Annotated in this window: 22 protein-coding genes and 2 pseudogenes; 17 read left to right on the plus strand and 7 right to left on the minus strand. The window is 60.4% G+C overall.

Features of this window, described 5'->3' with window-relative positions:
- Positions 1–22: 22 nt before the first annotated feature.
- The gene (locus MA07_RS01810) at positions 23–1783 is read right to left on the minus strand and encodes a histidine kinase famiy protein (RefSeq protein WP_052002732.1); all 1761 of its coding nucleotides are present in this window, start codon (positions 1781–1783) and stop codon (positions 23–25) included.
- A gap of 518 nt (positions 1784–2301) precedes the next feature.
- On the opposite strand from MA07_RS01810, the gene MA07_RS27415 reads away from it, so the two are divergent.
- The 4 genes from MA07_RS27415 (at position 2302) to MA07_RS01830 (ending at position 6841) form a co-directional block, all read left to right on the plus strand.
- Positions 2302–4152 (plus strand): HWE histidine kinase domain-containing protein, encoded by a 1851-nt coding sequence (locus tag MA07_RS27415; protein WP_081928711.1) that lies wholly within the window; start codon positions 2302–2304, stop codon positions 4150–4152.
- Between the two features lie 565 nt (positions 4153–4717).
- The gene (locus MA07_RS01820) at positions 4718–5182 is read left to right on the plus strand and encodes an Hsp20 family protein (protein ID WP_036346215.1); all 465 of its coding nucleotides are present in this window, start codon (positions 4718–4720) and stop codon (positions 5180–5182) included.
- A 327-nt stretch (positions 5183–5509) separates the two neighbouring features.
- Complete coding sequence (locus MA07_RS01825; RefSeq protein ID WP_036346218.1) at positions 5510–6352, plus strand: universal stress protein; 843 nt, start codon at positions 5510–5512, stop codon at positions 6350–6352.
- A gap of 51 nt (positions 6353–6403) precedes the next feature.
- Positions 6404–6841 (plus strand): universal stress protein, encoded by a 438-nt coding sequence (locus MA07_RS01830; RefSeq protein WP_036346222.1) that lies wholly within the window; start codon positions 6404–6406, stop codon positions 6839–6841.
- Positions 6842–6854: 13 nt separating this feature from the next.
- Here the strand turns inward: MA07_RS01830 and MA07_RS27420 are convergent.
- Positions 6855–6977, minus strand: a pseudogene (locus MA07_RS27420) (cytochrome c); the annotation flags it as partial.
- 396 nt (positions 6978–7373) lie between these two features.
- Here MA07_RS27420 and MA07_RS01835 point away from each other — a divergent pair.
- Positions 7374–7775 carry a phasin family protein gene (locus tag MA07_RS01835; RefSeq protein ID WP_160195356.1) on the plus strand — a complete coding sequence of 134 codons (402 nt, stop codon included), beginning with the start codon at positions 7374–7376 and terminating at the stop codon, positions 7773–7775.
- 235 nt (positions 7776–8010) lie between these two features.
- The gene (locus MA07_RS01840) at positions 8011–8364 is read left to right on the plus strand and encodes a hypothetical protein (protein WP_152568684.1); all 354 of its coding nucleotides are present in this window, start codon (positions 8011–8013) and stop codon (positions 8362–8364) included.
- A 398-nt stretch (positions 8365–8762) separates the two neighbouring features.
- On the opposite strand, the gene MA07_RS01845 is transcribed toward MA07_RS01840, so the two are convergent.
- On the minus strand, positions 8763–8984 hold the full coding sequence (locus MA07_RS01845) for a hypothetical protein (RefSeq protein ID WP_036346228.1): 222 nt from the start codon (positions 8982–8984) through the stop codon (positions 8763–8765).
- 569 nt (positions 8985–9553) lie between these two features.
- On the opposite strand from MA07_RS01845, the gene MA07_RS01850 reads away from it, so the two are divergent.
- The 10 genes from MA07_RS01850 to MA07_RS01900 all read left to right on the plus strand — a co-directional run bounded on the left by MA07_RS01850 (position 9554) and on the right by MA07_RS01900 (position 14908).
- Positions 9554–9898: a hypothetical protein gene (locus tag MA07_RS01850; RefSeq protein ID WP_036346230.1), complete on the plus strand. Its 345-nt coding sequence runs from the start codon at positions 9554–9556 to the stop codon at positions 9896–9898.
- 9 nt (positions 9899–9907) lie between these two features.
- On the plus strand, positions 9908–10162 hold the full coding sequence (locus MA07_RS01855; protein ID WP_036346232.1) for a hypothetical protein: 255 nt from the start codon (positions 9908–9910) through the stop codon (positions 10160–10162).
- A gap of 159 nt (positions 10163–10321) precedes the next feature.
- Complete coding sequence (locus MA07_RS01860) at positions 10322–10540, plus strand: hypothetical protein (RefSeq protein ID WP_036346297.1); 219 nt, start codon at positions 10322–10324, stop codon at positions 10538–10540.
- A 56-nt stretch (positions 10541–10596) separates the two neighbouring features.
- The gene (locus MA07_RS01865) at positions 10597–10818 is read left to right on the plus strand and encodes a hypothetical protein (RefSeq protein WP_036346234.1); all 222 of its coding nucleotides are present in this window, start codon (positions 10597–10599) and stop codon (positions 10816–10818) included.
- Positions 10819–10851: 33 nt separating this feature from the next.
- Positions 10852–11283 (plus strand): hypothetical protein, encoded by a 432-nt coding sequence (locus tag MA07_RS27425; protein WP_052002734.1) that lies wholly within the window; start codon positions 10852–10854, stop codon positions 11281–11283.
- A complete protein-coding gene (locus tag MA07_RS01875; RefSeq protein WP_036346236.1) occupies positions 11280–11501 on the plus strand; it encodes a hypothetical protein in 222 nt (73 codons plus the stop codon). Before MA07_RS27425 ends, MA07_RS01875 begins: the two co-directional genes overlap by 4 nt.
- Positions 11502–11562: 61 nt before the next feature.
- Positions 11563–11802, plus strand: coding sequence for a DUF2188 domain-containing protein (locus MA07_RS01880; protein WP_036346238.1), 240 nt, complete (start codon positions 11563–11565; stop codon positions 11800–11802).
- Positions 11803–11967: 165 nt separating this feature from the next.
- Positions 11968–13395 carry a trehalose-6-phosphate synthase gene (locus MA07_RS01885; RefSeq protein ID WP_052002735.1) on the plus strand — a complete coding sequence of 476 codons (1428 nt, stop codon included), beginning with the start codon at positions 11968–11970 and terminating at the stop codon, positions 13393–13395.
- 181 nt (positions 13396–13576) lie between these two features.
- Positions 13577–13756, plus strand: coding sequence for a GlsB/YeaQ/YmgE family stress response membrane protein (locus tag MA07_RS01890; protein ID WP_244445128.1), 180 nt, complete (start codon positions 13577–13579; stop codon positions 13754–13756).
- Between the two features lie 753 nt (positions 13757–14509).
- Positions 14510–14908, plus strand: coding sequence for a PRC-barrel domain-containing protein (locus tag MA07_RS01900; RefSeq protein WP_036346245.1), 399 nt, complete (start codon positions 14510–14512; stop codon positions 14906–14908).
- A gap of 207 nt (positions 14909–15115) precedes the next feature.
- Here MA07_RS01900 and MA07_RS01905 read toward each other — a convergent pair whose 3' ends face one another.
- Positions 15116–15406 carry a hypothetical protein gene (locus tag MA07_RS01905; protein ID WP_036346247.1) on the minus strand — a complete coding sequence of 97 codons (291 nt, stop codon included), beginning with the start codon at positions 15404–15406 and terminating at the stop codon, positions 15116–15118.
- A gap of 204 nt (positions 15407–15610) precedes the next feature.
- Here MA07_RS01905 and MA07_RS01910 point away from each other — a divergent pair, with 204 nt between their 5' ends.
- Positions 15611–16483, plus strand: coding sequence for a hypothetical protein (locus MA07_RS01910; RefSeq protein ID WP_036346250.1), 873 nt, complete (start codon positions 15611–15613; stop codon positions 16481–16483).
- A 100-nt stretch (positions 16484–16583) separates the two neighbouring features.
- On the opposite strand, the gene MA07_RS01915 is transcribed toward MA07_RS01910, so the two are convergent.
- The 3 genes and pseudogenes from MA07_RS01915 to MA07_RS01925 form a co-directional block, all read right to left on the minus strand.
- Positions 16584–16880 carry a hypothetical protein gene (locus MA07_RS01915; protein WP_152568685.1) on the minus strand — a complete coding sequence of 99 codons (297 nt, stop codon included), beginning with the start codon at positions 16878–16880 and terminating at the stop codon, positions 16584–16586.
- A 653-nt stretch (positions 16881–17533) separates the two neighbouring features.
- A pseudogene (locus tag MA07_RS30630) lies at positions 17534–17689 on the minus strand (IS630 family transposase); the annotation flags it as partial.
- A 43-nt stretch (positions 17690–17732) separates the two neighbouring features.
- The coding region (locus MA07_RS01925; protein WP_036346257.1) for a helix-turn-helix domain-containing protein at positions 17733–17956 on the minus strand (224 nt) is incomplete at its 5' end.

Consider the following 17956-nt stretch of genomic DNA (forward strand, 5'->3'; position numbering starts at 1 on the left):
AGCCGCCGTCGGCAACACGGGCTCAACCCTCGTGGCGCGGTCCCCGCGACGCGCCGGCCTCAGGTATCCGCCGCTCGCGCCCGCGGGCGTTCAGGGCGGCCCGAACCCGGTCGGCGAGATCGGACCGACGGTACGGCTTTCCGAGCACGTCAGCTCCGGCCGATGCCCTTCCTTCCGTCAGGAGATCATCGTTGTAGCCCGTGGTCAGGAGAACCCCGGTGGCGGGCGAGCGCTCGCGGACGGCATCGGCCAGCGCCAGCCCGTTCATGCTGCCCGGCATGACGAGATCGGTGAACAAGAGGTCGATCCTGCCTTGGGCCGTGTCGAACACGGTGAGGGCCTCGTCGGCGTCCCGCGCGGTCAGGACCGTGTAGCCAAGCGCCGTGAGGTGCTCGTGTGCGAGTTCAAGCACGTCGTTGCTGTCCTCGACGACGAGGATCGTCTCCGCCTGGCCCTTCGGTTCCGTGTGCGCCAGATCCTGGCTCGGCCGACGGGGTGCATGCGCCTGCGTGTCAGCCGCCGGAAACAGCATGCGGATGGTCGTGCCCTTGCCGCGTTGGCTTTCGATCTCGAGCCGCCCGAGGGACTGCTGCACGAAGCCGTGCACCATGGCGAGCCCGAGTCCCGTGCCCTTACCCTGGGTCTTGGTGGTGAAGAACGGCTCGATCGCCCGCTCGAGCACGTGCGGGGGCATGCCCTCGCCCTCGTCGCTGATAGTCAGCGCAACGTAATCGCCCGGTGGGAGATTATGGGCGGACGCGTTCCCGTTGAGGTGCACCTTGGACGTGCCGATCGTGACGCAGCCCCCCTTCGGCATGGCGTCGCGGGCGTTGATCAGCACGTTGAGCACCGCCATCTCCAGATGCACCGGATCCACCAGGGCCGCAGGTATCCGGGAGCGCAGGTTAAGCTGGATCTCGACCTGCGGACCGACCGAGTTCTCCAGCATGTCGCCGAACTCGGTGATCAGGGTGTTCAGGTTCGTGGGCTTGGCCTCGAGCCGGGTCTTGCGGGCGAAGGCCAGGAGCTGCTTGGTCAGCTTGGCACCACGCTCGGCCGCACGACTGGCGTTCTCCAGCGGGCGGCGCAACGACTCGTCGTCCGTGCGGGACAGCGCCAGCTCCAGGTTACCCGAGACCACTTGCAGGAGATTGTTGAAGTCGTGGGCGAGCCCTGCCGTGAGCTGGCCGATGCTCTCCATCTTCTGCGCCTGGCGGTAAGCCTGCTCCGAGGTCCGCCGCCGCGTCACGTCGAGCTGGGAGGCAAAGAAGTAGAGGAGCTTGTCGTCCTTGTCGAAGACGGGCGCGATGAAGCAGGCGTTCCAGAACGGGGTTCCGTCCCGCTTGTAGTTCAGGAGCTCGACCGAGACGGCCCGGCTCTCCTCCACGGCCTGCCGCAGTTCGGCAACGGCCTCCCGATCCGTGTGGGCGCCCTGGAGGAAGCGGCAGTTTCGCCCCAGAACCTCGTCCTCGTTGTAGCCGGTCAGGTCCTGGAAGGCGCGGTTGGCGAAGACGACAGGATTGTCCGGCAGGTTGGGATCGGTGAGGATGATCGGCATCCGGGTCATCTCGATGGCGGCGAAGAACACGCTGCCCCGCTCATCAAGACTCGGTTTCGTGATTGCCGCCCTTTGCCAGTGGTGGATGCCAACTCCACCTGTCGGGCTGTAGGAGCCGTTCTCGTGCTCGCCGGCTGCGGGAACACCGATGCTTTGCCCGTCTCCCTGAACATCCAGGGACAGCGGATTGCTTCCCGCGCCCTCGGGCGCGTCATTGTCAGTCATGGGTAGCCTACGGCGCCCGTGGAGGCGAAGTTTCGGGAGGCACAACGGGAGGCGATGGCTTGGAACGCCCGATCCTGTCGGCGAGCAGCGGTAGCTATGTCAGGCGGGGCAGGTGTCAACCTATGCCTGGCAGCCAGCGTGGCCCTTGCATGGGTCCGGAATGTCGCAAGCGACGGATGCCTTCGCATTCCTTGCCGAACCCTGGGCCAGTGGGTACCGATCGCGCCCGCATGCAGGGAGACATGCAGAACGCGTCAACTCAGCTCATTGCATAGGTAGCTGCCTGGCTTATTTAGCCACCCGATATCCTCCCAGCCATCCTGTCGTATCCTCATCAATGCCCATCAACTCCTCTTCGCCCGGGTTTATGAGCCCGGACCAGTCTCTCAGTGCGTGGGTCAGGTGCCCGTTGATCCCCTGCCGCGAAGGCAGGGACGCTATTCGCCCCATTTGGGTCGCGCGCGGGGAGACGGCCGCAAGAGGACCATGTCCGCCGTGCCGAGGTGCCGAGGGTGCATATGCGCGTTGATGTTACCAAACCTGAACTGTACTTTCTCGGCGGAGACGGGGAAGCGGGAGCGGTCATGCGCTCCATGGACTGGTCCGCATCCCCGCTCGGGAGGCCGCAGTCCTGGCCCCAAAGCCTGCGCACGGTCGTGAGCCTGCTGCTCAATTCCAGGTTCCCGATGTTTGTGGCATGGGGGCCTGAACTCGGGTTTCTCTACAATGACGGCTATGCCGAGATCCTCGGGGCCAAGCACCCGGCTGCCATGGGCGGGCGCTTCAGGGACATCTGGTCCGAGATCTGGACAGACATCGAGCCGCTGATCGGCAACGCCCTCGCGGGTGAGGCCAGCTACCGAGAGGATCTGCCGCTGGTCGTGCGGCGCAGGGGCTTTGATGAGCAAGCCTACTTCACCTTCTCCTACAGCCCGGTTCATGACGAGACGGGCGGCCTCGGCGGCATGTTCTGTGCCGTGACGGAGACCACCCGGGAGGTAGAGGCCCGCGCGGTTCTGAAGGCCGAGAAGGACCGCCTTCAGGGCTTCTTCCGGCAGGCGCCGGGCCTGATGGTGATGCTCAGCGGACCCGAGCACGTGTTCGAGCTGGCGAACCCCTCCTACCTGGAGGTCATCGGCAAGCGTGATCTCATCGGCATGACGGTGCGCCAGGCCTTGCCCGAGCTGGCCGGCCAGGGCTTCTTCGAGATCCTCGACGGGGTTTATGCCAGCGGCGAGCCGTTCGTCGGCCGGCAGATGCCGATCACGCTCCAGCGGCCCGGCGAGCCGCCGCGCAGCCTCTACTTCGACTTCGTGTACCAGCCGATCACCGACAACCGGGGCCAGGTGATCGGCATCTTCGGTGAGGGGCACGATGTCACCGACCTCAAGCGGGCGGAGATCGCCCTGAGGCACAGTGAGGAACGCTTCTCAACAGCTCTGACGATTGCCGAGCTGGGAACCTTCGACTGGAACCTGCGTGACGACACCGTCACGGCGTCGGAGCGAACCCGTGAGATATTCGGGTTCGGGGAAAGCGAAGGCGGACGGGCCAAGGACTACTTCAGCCGGATCGTGCCTGACGATGTGGAGCGGGTGCGGGCCGAAATCGAGACGACGCTCCGCGGCCCCGGGAGGCTGGACACGCAGTACCGCATCCGCTTGCCGGACGGCTCGATCCGGCACATTGCCAGCCTGAGCCAACTCTACTGGGATGCTCAGGGGCAGCCCGAGCGTGAGGTCGGTGTGTTCGAGGACATCACCGAACAGAAGCAGTGGGAGGAGCACCAGATACTCCTGATCAACGAGCTCAACCATCGCGTTAAGAACACCTTGGCGACGGTGCAGTCCATTGCGTCGCAGACCCTGCGCAACACCGAGACGGCGGCGGAAGCCAAGTCGGCCATCGAGAGCCGCCTGCTTGCCCTCTCCCGAACCCACGACGTGCTCACGCGGGAGAACTGGGAGGGAGCCGATCTGTACGAGATCGTGGAGCAGGCGGTGGCTCCCTACTCCAGCCCAGGCGAGAACAGGCTTCATCTGAGCGGGCCCAAGGTTCGCCTGTCGCCACGCATGGCGCTGCCCCTTGCCATGGCTCTTCAGGAACTGGCGACGAATGCGGTCAAGTACGGTGCCCTGTCCAACGCCACGGGCCAGATCACGATCACCTGGAACGTGGAGCCAGGCGAGCGATCCACGCTCAAACTGCGTTGGGCGGAGAGCGGAGGGCCCGTCGTGCGGATACCCACCCGCAGAGGGTTCGGTTCCCGGTTGATTGAGCGAAGCCTGGCTCAGGATCTTGGCGGGCAGGTTCACATCAACTTCGCCCCAACCGGGGTGATCTGCACCGTGAATGCTCCACTGGCCTGACGATTGGCAGCCATCAGCAAAGGTAGAAGGTCTGCTCTGGGTCAAACTTCCACATTCAGACTTCTCAATGAACGTCAGCTCTTACCCGCTGAAGCAGACCAAGCTCTTTGGTCCAGGGCGTGCCAGGAACAGACCTTTGAGATCGAGCAGATGACCCTCATCCGATTAGCGGAGCCACTGGAACGCTCAACTTCCATCAATGATTTCCTTCCGCGGCCTATCCAGCCTCAGCCAAAATGCAACATAAAACAGAGTTCATCGAGGCCAGCCCGTCCCCCCACTGCGGAAACACAGCTAAGGTTTGCCCTCTGTCACGTGCGGATCTTGGCAGGCTATGTTCCGATAAACTACCCCCTCGGTGCGTCGCGCCCTATTACACAAATTTTCTTGGAACATCGTTGTCTTTATTTGAAGTAAGATGATGGCAAATACTTGCCGCTGCTCCTTATAATCACTCGACCTCACCCCCAAATACTAGAGGTGCAGGCCATTTGGCTGCGTGATACGGACGGTCAGGCCCTCAGGGCTGGCCCTTCGCATGCCCCTCCTTCAGTGAGGTCATGCTATGCGTACATACGATTTTGCTCCCCTCTATCGTTCAACCGTCGGCTTCGACCGGATGCTGTCCATGCTTGACCAACCCGGCGGCGTGGAAAGTTCAGCGCCGAGCTACCCGCCCTACAACATCGAGCGCACAGGTGAGAATGCCTATCGCATCTCGGTTGCAGTAGCCGGCTTCTCGCAGGCTGATCTTTCGATTGAGGCAAAGGAGAACAGGCTGACGATCCGCGGCGCGCGACAGCCCAAGGAGAAAACCTCCGATGTGCTCTATCTGGGCATCGCGGCACGGGCCTTTGAGCGCAGCTTCCAACTCGCTGACCATGTTACGGTCGAGGGTGCAAGTTTGGACAACGGGCTTCTCCACGTCGAGCTCGTGCGGGAGCTCCCAGAGGCGATGAAGCCTCGGACAATCCCAATCACAAGCCCAAGCACGCTCCTGGAGGCCACACCGCCTCAGATCGCGGCCTGAGGATGCTGCCCGGTTGAATGTGGAGAGTGCCCGGGAAAACCCGGGCGCTTTAGCCATGGACGACGCTGGTTTTCTTCAGTGTGGTTTGACAGTCGCCGCAGCCTTATCCCCCAGATCGCCCTACTTCATGGAAACCCCTGCGACGATGGCTGTTCATCGGCCATGCCGGTGACAGGCGATGTGCACTTCATGCCGCTGCCGATCTGCTCTGCAAGGTCTCGGATCGAGACGTTTGCAAGACGGTGCTGTTCTGATCCCCTGCTCCAGCACTGGCATGCAAGAACTCGGAAGCGTAAGCCTGGTCTCAACTGACAAAGGAAAATTCTGATGCTCCAGAACATCCACAGCATCCTGATCGGGGTGACGGAAGAAGGGGATGCGGAGGAGCGATCCTCGGCCCTGGCCTATGGCCTTTCGCTGGCCAAAGAGGCAGGTGCCCACGTCACCGTCCAAGCCGCCTCGTTGAAGCTTGTCCTGACGCATGCCTTCATCAGCAACATCGCCGAAGAACTCGTGGGCGCCGAGAACCGCCGGCTCGATGCCTTGGCTCACGCCGCTGCGGATGCATCGCGACAGGCCGCGGCGGCCTCAGGCCTCGCCTGCACCACTCAGGCGCCGCAGCTTGCCTATCCGGACTTGGTGAAGAGCTTCACCGCCCTGGCACGAGCCCACGACCTGACGGTTTTGGACGCCGAGCCGATTTCCCTGGCCGTTGACCGCGGGCTGATCGAGGCGGTGCTCACCGACAGCGGGCGACCGCTCATCGTGGTGCCCCAAGGCCACGAGGTCTTCACTGGAGACAGGATCCTCGTGGCGTGGGATGGCAGCGCCAAGGCGGCACGGGCGCTCAACGACGCCCTGCCTCTCCTGCGGGAGGCCTCCCACGTCGAACTGGTCAGCGTCACGGGAGAAAAGGATCTGGAGCCGGCTGTCTCTGGTGCCGACCTTGCCCCGCATCTCACCCGCCACGGCATCAAGGTCGGTGAGTTGACCCTGCCCGCCCAGGATGGTGACGTCGCGGAAACCTTGCGCAACCATGCCGACCTGATCCGGGCCGACATGATCGTGATGGGAGCTTATGTGCATTCGCGCCTGCGCCAGATGATGCTTGGCGGCACGACGCGGTCGCTGCTCAAGAACTGCCCGGTGCCCCTGTTCCTGTCGTACTGAACGAGACGGCACTGCGTTTGGGGGCTTCACGCCTCAACGAGGGAGGCCTGCATGTACAAGAACATCCTGATTGCGACCGACGGCTCATCCTTGTCGACCCGTGCCGTCGAGCATGGAACCAACCTGGCAAAGGCTGTGGGAGCGACGGTCCTGCTGCTCACTGTGGCTGAGCGCTTCCATGTCTTTGCGCTTGAGGCCGATCAACTCGGGGAAACGCCGGCCTCGTTCAGGGAGCATATGCAAAAGCACGCCGAGCGCACCCTGGCGGAAGCCTCCGAGATTGCGCGCAAACTTGGTGTCGATGCCATGACCCTTCACATGGAAGACGCCGCGCCCTACCAGGCGATCATCCGCACGGCGGAAGGCCAGCGCTGCGACCTGATCGTGATGGCCTCGCATGGACGCGGCGGGGTCTCGGCCCTTTTCCTCGGGAGCGAGACCATGAAGGTGCTCTCCCACTCGAAGGTTCCGGTCCTCGTGGTGCGCTGAGTGAACTCAGGCTCTAGCCCTGAACGGAATCCAGATAGGCGCGCAGGTCGTTGATCTGGGCCGGATCGAGCTTGAACTGGGGCATGGTGGGGTGGCCTGTCCTGATGCGTTCCGCGAAGGCTTCAGCAAGGTCCTCACCGGATGGCCGTTGCGCAGCGCCCGAACGGGCGGCACATGAAACGGGCATCCTGCGAAACGCTATGCGGAACGACCTTCAGCCTTTGTGTGCGCAGGATCACAAGAACAAAATTGAGGATGAATTGCTGTTGCGCAGTAAAAGCTCCTGATGGTCGTATTATGAACGCAATGTTCTACGACTATCTTAAAGAGGAAATGAACAACAATTAAGTACAAGCTGTTTCCGAGTTGGCTCGCAAGGCTGGGATTATGCGTACTTGTATTTATCAATATCAGGATTATCCATATGTCTGTCGCTCATAATACAAACAATCAGGCGAACGACCGTGCTAAAGTTGCGGGTGAACACATTCGCGACAACGCAGAGAAGGCACAGGACGCCATGCGGTCTGGCTTGAACTCTGCCTCTGAGAACACCCGGCGCTTCACCGATCAGGTCACTCAGGCTTACGGCATCACGGGCGAGGGCCGCGAGGAGCTCACCCGTCAGGGGGCCCAGAACCTTGAGATGATGACGCAGGCCAGCACCATGCTGACGCGTGGAGTGCAGGACCTCTCGCGCGAGTGGTTCAGCCTTACGCAGGAGCGCTTGCAGAAGAACGTCGAGGATTTTGGTGTGCTGGCACGCTGCCAGTCGCTCCCAGACTTCATGGCAGCCCAGAGCACCATCATGCGGCACAATCTTGAGCAGACCATTGAGGGCACCCGCCGGATCGCCGAGGTTGCCACACGTGTGGCGAACGAGGCCGGCCTGACACTCAAGGCTGAGACGAAGAAGGCCAGCCGCGCTGCCTGATGCGTTGCGGCACCTCGTGCTGAGAAAACCAGAAGAGGGCCGAGGCAACAACCTCGGCTCTCGTCCTATGGTTGATCATGCTCTTGCGAACCTCATTGGCATGGCTCGGGAGGAGCACTTGCCTCAGCAGGGCGGGGCCTTACGGTTACATCGAAGGCCGTGTTCGTTCATTGAGGAGGCGGCTCTTGGAAGAGACATGGATTTTCCGGCACCCACATTCTCCCAGGGAGGACTGATGATCAAAGTCGCAATCACTGTTGGGTTGTTGGCCCTCGCCATCCCAGCTACAGCACAGGAGGCCCCGCCATCGACCTGGCGCGACCCGGATACCCGGTGCGTGTATCTCAAGGTGGGAGATGCCCTGAGCCTGCGCTACCGTCGTGACGGCACACCAGACTGCGCGAGCGTTCAGCAGGACAGCACTGACGCATCGATCACCCGCGGTGACCTGCGGGAAGCGACGCAACAGATTGTTCGCTCGATCGAGGACTTGCGCCGGGATATTGGCGCAGTGCGGCGTGAGATGGAACATACCCGCAATGAGCTGGAAAACATCCGCCGCGAAACGAGGCTGCCCCGGGCGCAGTAGTCTAGCCTGCGCCCCTTAGAGCTAGTCTGTAACAGGACAGATACGCCTTGTCACTGACACGTTCCTCCTCTTGCAGCTTCCGCCCAGCGGCGAGAGGCGTTGATGAGCAGCCCCACCCCGAGCGACCACGCCCTCAGACCTCAGTTGGGCAGCTTGATGCTGTCGTCTCCGTAGCCTCGCCTTCCGTTGAGCTGCGGCCGTGGTTGCACAGCGGGAACTGGGGCAGGCGTCAACGCACCCCAGACCTTGCGCATAATCGAGGTCGCCAAACTGAGGATGTTCTGTGCCATGTCTCACTCGCTTTCCTTCGTGCAGCCAACCGCTTGGGTCCGTTGTGCTTCCGCAGCAGCTTGTGCAGCTGCTTGACCGGGTCCAGACGGCCAACCGGAGATGTAGGCTCAACGGCCCCGGGCGCGGGCGCCCAGGTCCTCGCGGAGTTCGTGCTCATGCACAATCCGGTCATACGACTGATCCGCGCTTCTGATCGCGTATTGCGGGTCACGTTGTGGATCATCGAGCCTGACGATCTCATAGCCGCCCTTCCAGCTCTCGGGCTGACCATCCTCCGCGTAGGAGATGGCTTGTCCCACGGCAAAGAGGTGCTCCCCTGAGGCGGGCATTGATTGGTTCTCTTCTGGGTGCTCTGCCACTCTTGGCGGAGCGCGGCGGGGTACGTCGCCTGTTGGCTTCCCCGGAGTAGAAGTAGGTACGTATGAGACCGGCTCCGCGGCTGCTACCGGCGCTGTCCAGTCGAGCAGCGTACGGCCACCATCGTCCATCAGACGCAGAGCATCGGTCCGGGTTGGCCAGCGTCTCATTCCGGCAAGGCTCCGGACTAATGCCAAGGCTGCGGCACCGTCAGCGGCCACGATGGGCAGGGTTCCGATAACCTCGGGAACACCACGTCGAAACCTTTTGAACTGGACCAGAAATCTCATGGCAGCCTCCTCATTGCGGAGCGTCTCAAGGGATGCCTTAGGCTCTGGGCAACCCAAGTCGTGTCGCCTGGGCACTAATCACCTGATCCCGCAGGCCGGAAGCTTGCATCGATCTGTTGAAAGATGTGGCTATGAGCAACCTAAATAAATAGACCCCGGGTCAAATATAAAACAGAGTTAAAATCTTAGACTGTGTTATATTGAACTTTGAGGAAACGAGGCGCTTCCTTCATCATCCCTAGGAAATCATCATGAAAACCCCAGAATGGCTGAAGCCTGGCCTCTACGGCGCTGCCTGTGGTGCTGTCGCGCTTGCCGCTATCGGGTTTTCCTGGGGCGGTTGGGTCACCGGCGGCACAGCTCGAACAATGGCCACCGATCAATCGAAAGCCGAGGTGGTCACGGCTTTATCCCTGATCTGCGTCGATCAATCGAAGCGCGACCCACAGCTTGCCGAGCGTGTTGCTGCCATCAAGACCGCCTCGTCCTGGAACAGGGGCGACCTGGTCCTGGAGAACGGGTGGGCGACAATGCTAGGCACCGCGGAAGGCAACAGCCAGGTTGCCAAAGATTGCGCCGACAAGATCGCCGCTTAGGAGCACCTCATGCGCACCACCCGAGAGACACTGACCTTCGACCACCCGTTCTCACTGATGGCGGTGGACAAGGTACAACCTGCCGGCACATACGCGGTCGACATTGACGAGGAACTGATTGAGGGGCTGTCGTTCCTCGCCTACCGGCGGGTTGCGACCACCATCTACCTCCCCCTGGTCCAAGGGAACCACGGCTCGGTGCAGGCGGTCAGGGTCGACCCTCAAGAGTTGGCGGCAGCCCACCAGGAAACGCCGTCCGCCTGAGAGCCCGATCAACCGCTCGTGCGGAGAACCGCACCGTCTACGGAACTCTTTCAGGGATGGGAAGGAGCACCAACACGTCGGCTGGCTTGTATTGGCTTCATGCAACGGGCTGAAGCCGGCTGCTGCACGGCGAGGCCCACCTTAAAGACGGAGGCTACAATGTTTGGCTTTAGAGGCGGCGAAAGCGATGAGACCGTCACCCGCAAGACAGGTTACCGCATCGATGCAAAGCGGCAGTGGAGAGGCCTTACCACCGCGGATCTGTTACAGATCAAGAACGAGGAGCAGTTGATCGAAGTGGTAAAGGTCCGCTGTAGCCTGACCTATGACAAGGCCAGGGCCGACGTTCAAAGCTGGATGTCGGGCAAGCAGTTCTAACTTCGTTGGTTGATTTGAATCGGTGGGCGAGGCTTATGGCCCGAGGAGATCAGTCAATGACAACCGAGTTTTACGTCGTCCGACATCATGGCGCCTGGCGCATCCGGGTGAACGGCAAACACCGTGGGGAGTATAACTCCCGTGTTGAGGCCATCAATGCCGCCATAACGGAGGCGGAGTCTGCCGGACCAGGAGCCAAGGTCTTCAGCAGGGGGATTGTCAGTCAGTTCAGCGCCGAGTGGCCGTCGAAGGACAGCGTCAACTCACTCCCGCTATGATCATCGCCCGATGCGATCTTACAGGAGACGCGAATGAGTGAGCGGATCGGTCGCCTTTGTGACGAGCTGCGGATCAAGCTGCACGGGATGGATCGTCGTCTTGAGGCTCTCAAATCGAACGGCGTGGCGACCTTCGACAACTCGCAAGGAGTCCTTGAGAGCCGTCTCGACCGTGTTGAGCAGCGCATTTATGATAACCGCGTCACCGTTGAAGCCGCTAACGTCAGGGTCAAAGCATGGCTCGCTGAGAAAACGGCCGAGCCTGTTCCGGGTGGGGCTCTTTGGACGGAACGCCACGAGTCACACCTGTTGGAAGCCCGTGCCGACGATGCCGAAGCCTATGCCATTGCCGTCTTTGAGCTTGCAACTGCAGCAGCGGATGAGGCCGCACTCGCTGTTTTGCAGGCAATCCTGGCGCGAAACGATGCTGATGTCGCAGTTCTGTGCGAAACGGAGCCTCTATGATGTTTATCATCGAATTTTTTCGCGTTCGAGACATGGACGAGGCTCATGCAATCCTGGATCGTGTCGAGCATGACACAACGGATCTGGACGACGCGAAAGTGAGAGCCCTGTCCCTCTTTGAGACCTTGGATATGCCGCAAAAACCCGATGCCCTGCGGATCCTGGATCACACAGGCGATGAGGTGTTTGTCTGGGGTCCAGAGCGCCCCAGCGCCTAAATCTGAAGCTGCCACTCCTCGCAGGTTGGTCGCCCGCGTTGAGGCTCCCAGGAGAATAGTTATGGCTTATGTTCATTATAGGGTTGTCGAGCACGAAGATGGATGGGCCTACAAAGCCGGGGATGTTTTCTCGGAACGCTACGCCTCCCATGAGGAAGCACGCGAGGCGGCGGAACGAGCAGCCGCCGAACAGAGGCTGCCGGGCGTGACAGAAGACATCGAGTACCAGGACGAAGCAGGTGACTGGCACGAAGAAGTCTCTCGGGGGACGGATCGGCCGGAGACGGACGTCACAGGATGAGCGGTCAGGCACCGCTCGAAGTGCGCGACCTTGAGCAATGGTTTTGACCTGCTGAGTCCCGGCCTAGAATAGTCTCTTACTGCTTGATGTGACTTAAGCCGGTGCGCTATTTGCCACGGTGTTCATCCTTAGGCTACCCTCTTCCTTGCTATAAGGGAGATGCATTTGCGACGGCTCGTTGTCATCTCCAATCGCGTGGCTCTCCCGGATGCCGCGGGAAAAGCCGCCGCAGGGGGCTTGGCCGTAGCCCTGCATGAGGCCTTTCAAGCTTACCAGGGGCTGTGGTTCGGCTGGAGCGGCAAGGTCTCGGCCCATCCGGCGGCACACCCCAAGATCATCGACAAGGGACAGGTGCAGTATGCCGTCATGGACCTGACTTCGCTTGATCGGCAGGAGTACTATAACGGCTTCGCCAACCGGGCCCTCTGGCCCATCATGCACTACCGGATTGGTCTCTCCGAGTTCTCGCGGGCTGACTATGCAGGGTACTTGCGGGTGAACCGCAGTTTCGCCAGTGCCCTGGCGCATCTGATCCAACCCGACGATCTCGTCTGGGTTCACGACTATCACCTCATCCCCCTCGCGAGCGAACTGCGGGCTGTGGGCATAATCAACCCCATCGGGTACTTTCACCACATCCCCTGGCCGGCTCCTGAAGTGTTTGGAGCTCTTCCAGGCAGCACCGAGCTCCTGCGCGTCATCCCGGACTATGATCTTGTGGGTGTGCAGACGGAGCGGGATGCCGACAACCTCAGACGCAGCCTCGTGCAGGAACTTGGCGCAATTCACCGTAGGGCAGACCTTCTGGACGTCGGAAGCCGCCGGGTCCGCATCAAAAGCGCTCCAATCGGCATCGACGTCAATGGACTCCAGCAGGCAGCCCAACGCTCTGGATCAGGACGGCTTCTCAAGCAGACGATTGCTGGTCTGGGATCCCGCCAGCTGATCATCGGGGTTGATCGGCTGGACTACTCAAAAGGCATTCCTGAGCGCATGGAGGCGTTCGAGCGCTTTCTGGTCAGCCATCCAGAGCAGCGGGGCCGGGTGACCTATCTGCAGATTGCCCCAACAAGCCGCAGCGAAGTGCCCGAGTACGCAACCCTCAGCCGAGTTGTGAATGAGACGCTGGGTCGGATCAATGGCTCCTTGGGCGAGCCGGGATGGGTGCCGATCCACTATGTAACCAGCACCTATTCTCGTGCGATCCTTGCTGGCCTTTATCGGCTGGCTCGGGTCGGGCTCGTGACCCCCATGCGGGATGGGATGAACCTGGTGGCCAAAGAGTACGTGGCAGCTCAGGACCCGCAGGATCCCGGTGTTCTCATTCTGTCGAAATTTGCCGGGGCTGCTGAGGAGCTCACTGATGCGCTCATCGTCAACCCGAATGACAAGGTCGAGGTGGCAGAGGCTATTCAGCACGCGCTGCACATGAGCCAAGAGGATCGGGTCGCACGCTGGCAGGCGATGCTGAAGGTTCTATGGGACTCTGATGTCACACGGTGGGCGGCCGCGTTTATCAAGGACTTGGCCGCTAACAAGGCAAGCAGGGTCCGCAGGAGTACGGGGCTGAAAAAAGAGAGTAACGATCGCTAGAGGCCGAAGACGAAGGGCCGTATCCCGGGCTGCAACCTGACCCGGACACTAGGGTTGCCTCCCTAGATCATATCTCTCGGCAGGAGCTCTCATGAGCATTATGTGGACCGTAGCACTCGGCTTGGCGGCTGGCGTGATCGCCAGACTGGTTGCACCCGGCAGAAAGGGACCATTCGGGTTCATGCTGACCGGTCTCCTTGGCATCATCGGCGCCATTGCGGCCTCGTATCTGGGACAAGAGGCAGGATGGTATCAGCCGGAGGACAGTACCGGGTTGGTAGCATCCGTCTTCGGAGCGGTTGTCCTGCTTCTGATTTGGGGTTTCCTTTTCAGGAGCCGACGCCCAAGCTCCTCCATTTGACACTCCCCAATTAACGGCTTCATCCTTGGTCAACATGGGAGAGCGCTCATCTTGGGCTAAGTCCGGAGATGGGTGAAGCGAAGATCCAACGTGCTCTGCCTACCGCGGAAGTCTCTCCACAGCAGCCTGTCGTCCACCCTCACTGGGGTTTTCCATAAGCCGGCGGCCACGTTGCGCGGACTACCGAGGCCGTGCTGGAGCGGCTCGGCCTATCAGAGCAGGTTGACGATTGACATGCCCATATCAGGATACTGAGCCGCGAAGCTCGGTGCAAGGCTCAGCATCCTGTGCAGATGCCTCTCGTGATGATCTTCATCCTGCGATCCCAGACCCTCTCCTGCGCCTCCGCCTTGGTCCGAGCCGCCCTCCCCATCGCTGCAGATTCCTCAGCCGTATACGCTTTCGACCCAGACACCTTTGGGATCCCTGCTCCTGGCTCAGTTGCATCCTTGGCCGAGACAGGATGGGACGCGATTAGCAAGGCCAGCACGGCCGTAGCTGTTATGATCCGCATAGGTCACTCCCGAAGCAGCAAATCGCAGCCCCAACCTTGTATATGGGGGCTCGGGGCAGTTCCCCAACAACAATTGCTCCGCTTCGTTGAGTGTCCGAACTCGTCGTGGAGTTCTGGCGTAGTTCGCCACAGCGTTGGAGATCGGCAAGCCCAAGGCCCACTGCACCAGACGATCTTCCTAAATCGGCCACTATCCTGCGGACTACTGGTTTCGGATCACGCTCCGAGGATAAATATATATGCGTTCTTCAGCTCTTATGGTTCTCGTCACTCTCGGCATGTTAGGTGTGGCACAAGCCCAGAGCACACCGCCTGCGTCCGGTGCGCCGCAGTTCATCACGATCAGCAACAATGCCATCCTAAGCTCAAGGCTGATTGGTCTGGATGTTCAAAGCGTGGGCGGCAAAGGAATGGGAAAGGTCGAAGACGTTGTCTTCGAGGGCGGCCAGATTGTCGGCATCGTGCTATCCGTCGGTGAGATCCTGGGTGGTGGCCAACGCTATGTGGCAGTCGATCCATCAGCGATCTCGATCCGGTATACGGAGGGCGAGAACAGGTGGCAGGCGACTATGAACGCCGACGTTGATCAACTGAAGTCCGCCCCGGAGTTCCGTTACGAAGGTAAGTGGAGGCGTTGATCCGCTTGCAGAGCCACAACGCTTTTTCGCGCGGATGCCTTCACGTCCGGCCCCGGGTGGATGGCTAGATCAAGCCTTCGACGCACCAGGGTTCTACAATAAGCGTACGCCCTGCAGCATCAGTCGCGCGTGGGCCTTAATCCTAAATACTTAAGCTCGTTGTTGATCACGTTGGAGATGCTGGCGGGAGAACTGAAATAACCCTGTTCAAGGTGTCACGGTGGCTAGAACCTCGCCCATGGTGATCTCAGGCTCACCATCAATGACATCCGTCCGGCTCGCTTGGATCCAGGCCAATGCCTTCTCGTTGGCTGCAAGTGCAGCCTCCTGGTTCTCAAACAAACTGATCGATCCACCCATTCCATGGCCTGCGTCGAACACGCAGTAGCCCTGAAACCCGGGCGTTTGCTTGAGCATCTGGCCAAGGCCGCTTTCGGCGCGACGGGCAGCTTCCGCAACCGATCTCATTCGGTTGAACTTGCGGATAACAACGTACATGGCGACCTCCAAACCTGAAAGGATCGGTGACTTTAGCTCAGATAGATGGTCTTCGTATGGTGGCCGTGCATGTGAGGACTTTCTCGCATTGCTATGTCAAAAGGTTCAAGGCCGCGTCAGGAGGAGTGCGATAAATAAAATCTGTTTCCCCTCGCCGAGGGTGTAGAATGTGTAGACCGATTTCCTTCGGAGCGGGAGGCGGCGATGACTGGCTTTACCGCCAGGGCACTTGGGCTATCTGTCTGCCTGCTGGCTTTCCTTAGTGTCGTTAAGGCTTCTGCGGATCCTTTCTTCGTGAAGGTCTATGGGAGAACCTACAAGGTTGATCCTCGCTATCCGCCTAATGAACTCAAGGGCCCAACGCCCCAGGAGGCCATGGAGGCCTTGCCGGCCGACATCGCTCAAGGTCCGAGCTTCAGGCCGTCACACGAGCAGGTTCTTGCCGAGGTCGAGGAGCGGCTCTGGATTGTACGCAACCAACTCGTCGGCGAACTGGAGGAGACCGCTGTCTCCCGGCAGTCGCGGAATGCAGGGTCCGACACAAAGACAATCGATCAGGAAATCACGGGATCCCTCGCGAGCGGAGCGGCGCAGACCCAGGCGCCGGCGTTGCAACAACTCTACGACCGCCATAGGGCGCTGGACCTTCTGGCGCGGGAGCTGCGGCGGTCCATGGACCTGCCCGTGAGACCGCCTGAAGCGGGGTTCTCCCGGCCGAAGCTGACACCGGAGATCGAGGCCAGCTACCGTGCTCAGAACTTCGATCCGCTTGAGGCTTACTATGGCTTCCGGCGTGTCAAGGCAGCCTTTCGATCCGGTGATGTCGAACTTCTCGCCCGGGTCACCCGATACCCCCTGGCCGTCACAGGAACGATTAGGCGGACAATCCGCAACCGCGGCCAGCTTGTAGCGGCGAAGAAAACAGTCATGGATCCGCACCTCCGGGAGGTGGTCGCTAGCTCCACCTTCGAGACAATCTTCGTTAGAGACAAGGGGATGATGCTTGGGCAGGGAGAAGCCTGGCTCACCTACGACAACACAGGCTTCGGCTTGGGCATTATCGTGCTGCAACGATAGCTTGGCCTGATGAGGACAACGTAGCTGAGAATGCGCCGGAATGCGCAGCATCTACCCTGGTTGCGTCACTTCAAGACTCTCTACGGGGCGAGTCTTCTGGCTACAGGCCATCGAGAATCTCGGCTGCTTTTGCCACTACCACGAACATCTCCCGGGCGTACTCAACGGCGACAGGGTCTGGCTGCTCGTGCGCTCGGCTCATGGCCGCAGTTGCAACCAGCCACACTCCAGGATTGACAGTACGCAGGTCAATCAGTGGCTTGAGCTTGTACCAGCGCATCACGGCCATCGCTTTGTAGAGATCTCTGATCGGGTACTGACGCTTACGCCCAGGTGCTGTCTCAATGATCACGACAACAGGCGAACTAACGAATGTCGGTTCATAAGCGATGTCCAACGGTCACAAAGGGTAAAAAATCGGCCAGGCTGGCTGCTTCCTACTGGAGGTCGGCTGACCATGGAGCAAACAGACTTGGGCGCCTCCAGAGGATGAAGTGATCCTGCGTCGCAAGACCCAAGCTCTTGTCCTTCTCGCGACGTGCGATCTCTGCCTCAATGGCTTGGAGTTCCCGCTCCAGCTGAAGGATACGGCGACGGTCAGAAGGGGTAGGCTTGCGTTTCCTGTTTGTCATTGGACTGCTCGGGGCACGCGGTGACACCAGCGCTCTTTCAACATCGAGCAAATGCGTGGCAGCTCACCGGCCTTAATCTACCCCCCCTCAGCGAGTGTTTTTATTTGTGCCGATCCTATACCGGGCCGGAGAAGCTCAGTCTGTCAGGAAGCCGACACAAGGGCAAATTTTGTAACTTATGTTAGTACACTGGAGCTGAGCCATTGGTCCGAGCGAGGTCAGCCCTTCTCAGTCTACAAATGGCATCCAGGGGAAAGCACAAGTTCTGCTCAGTAAAGCTGAGGACCTGTACTGAAACATGAATTTCAGTCAAGCAGCGCCTGATCGCTCTGTAGGGGCAGCGCGGTAAGCGCATGACCTGCTGACACATCCGCCAGCGTTTTCCACAGCCGGCGTCATTCGCTAGAGCATCGGACGGTTAAACGGACGCATAGCCGGCGGCCTTGAGGAAGTTCCAACATTCTTGCGGCTCAAACAAATCGCAGATGTCGCCGAGGGCGCGCCAGAGCGCGTCGAACGTTCGGGCCTCGACCTTGCGCAGGTGTGCCTTGATCTTGGCGAAGGCCTGTTCGATCGTTTTGCCATAATGCCTCTCAATAACTGCTTCCTGTTGACGTTCAGTCTGATGGCTTGATGCGAGCTGCGGGGCTATCCGCGAGCTTCACCAGCCAAATGCGTTGTTTGCCCACCTGAGCCAGCCGGCCCTTGAGCGTGCCACGCCGCAGCCAGCCGTACACCGTCTGCCAGTGGGTTCCGAGTTGGTCGGCCACCTCCTGCAAGGTCATTTCCTCAGCATCCGCACGCGGCACTTTCCCGGACCAGATCGGCCGGGCCGTGCCGT

It is taken from the genome of Microvirga sp. BSC39 (assembly GCF_000739015.1).
Taxonomy (GTDB): domain Bacteria; phylum Pseudomonadota; class Alphaproteobacteria; order Rhizobiales; family Beijerinckiaceae; genus Microvirga.

What these genes read in the sequence shown, in the direction of transcription:
- MA07_RS01810 (WP_052002732.1), bottom strand. Translation starts at nt 1,783, where the DNA reads ATGACTGACAATGACGCGCCCGAGGGCGCGGGAAGCAATCCGCTGTCC.
- MA07_RS27415 (WP_081928711.1), top strand. Translation starts at nt 2,302, where the DNA reads ATGCGCGTTGATGTTACCAAACCTGAACTGTACTTTCTCGGCGGAGAC.
- MA07_RS01820 (WP_036346215.1), top strand. Translation starts at nt 4,718, where the DNA reads ATGCGTACATACGATTTTGCTCCCCTCTATCGTTCAACCGTCGGCTTC.
- MA07_RS01825 (WP_036346218.1), top strand. Translation starts at nt 5,510, where the DNA reads ATGCTCCAGAACATCCACAGCATCCTGATCGGGGTGACGGAAGAAGGG.
- MA07_RS01830 (WP_036346222.1), top strand. Translation starts at nt 6,404, where the DNA reads ATGTACAAGAACATCCTGATTGCGACCGACGGCTCATCCTTGTCGACC.
- MA07_RS01840 (WP_152568684.1), top strand. Translation starts at nt 8,011, where the DNA reads ATGATCAAAGTCGCAATCACTGTTGGGTTGTTGGCCCTCGCCATCCCA.
- MA07_RS01845 (WP_036346228.1), bottom strand. Translation starts at nt 8,984, where the DNA reads ATGCCCGCCTCAGGGGAGCACCTCTTTGCCGTGGGACAAGCCATCTCC.
- MA07_RS01850 (WP_036346230.1), top strand. Translation starts at nt 9,554, where the DNA reads ATGAAAACCCCAGAATGGCTGAAGCCTGGCCTCTACGGCGCTGCCTGT.
- MA07_RS01855 (WP_036346232.1), top strand. Translation starts at nt 9,908, where the DNA reads ATGCGCACCACCCGAGAGACACTGACCTTCGACCACCCGTTCTCACTG.
- MA07_RS01860 (WP_036346297.1), top strand. Translation starts at nt 10,322, where the DNA reads ATGTTTGGCTTTAGAGGCGGCGAAAGCGATGAGACCGTCACCCGCAAG.
- MA07_RS01865 (WP_036346234.1), top strand. Translation starts at nt 10,597, where the DNA reads ATGACAACCGAGTTTTACGTCGTCCGACATCATGGCGCCTGGCGCATC.
- MA07_RS27425 (WP_052002734.1), top strand. Translation starts at nt 10,852, where the DNA reads ATGAGTGAGCGGATCGGTCGCCTTTGTGACGAGCTGCGGATCAAGCTG.
- MA07_RS01875 (WP_036346236.1), top strand. Translation starts at nt 11,280, where the DNA reads ATGATGTTTATCATCGAATTTTTTCGCGTTCGAGACATGGACGAGGCT.
- MA07_RS01880 (WP_036346238.1), top strand. Translation starts at nt 11,563, where the DNA reads ATGGCTTATGTTCATTATAGGGTTGTCGAGCACGAAGATGGATGGGCC.
- MA07_RS01890 (WP_244445128.1), top strand. Translation starts at nt 13,577, where the DNA reads ATGCTGACCGGTCTCCTTGGCATCATCGGCGCCATTGCGGCCTCGTAT.
- MA07_RS01900 (WP_036346245.1), top strand. Translation starts at nt 14,510, where the DNA reads ATGCGTTCTTCAGCTCTTATGGTTCTCGTCACTCTCGGCATGTTAGGT.
- MA07_RS01905 (WP_036346247.1), bottom strand. Translation starts at nt 15,406, where the DNA reads ATGTACGTTGTTATCCGCAAGTTCAACCGAATGAGATCGGTTGCGGAA.
- MA07_RS01910 (WP_036346250.1), top strand. Translation starts at nt 15,611, where the DNA reads ATGACTGGCTTTACCGCCAGGGCACTTGGGCTATCTGTCTGCCTGCTG.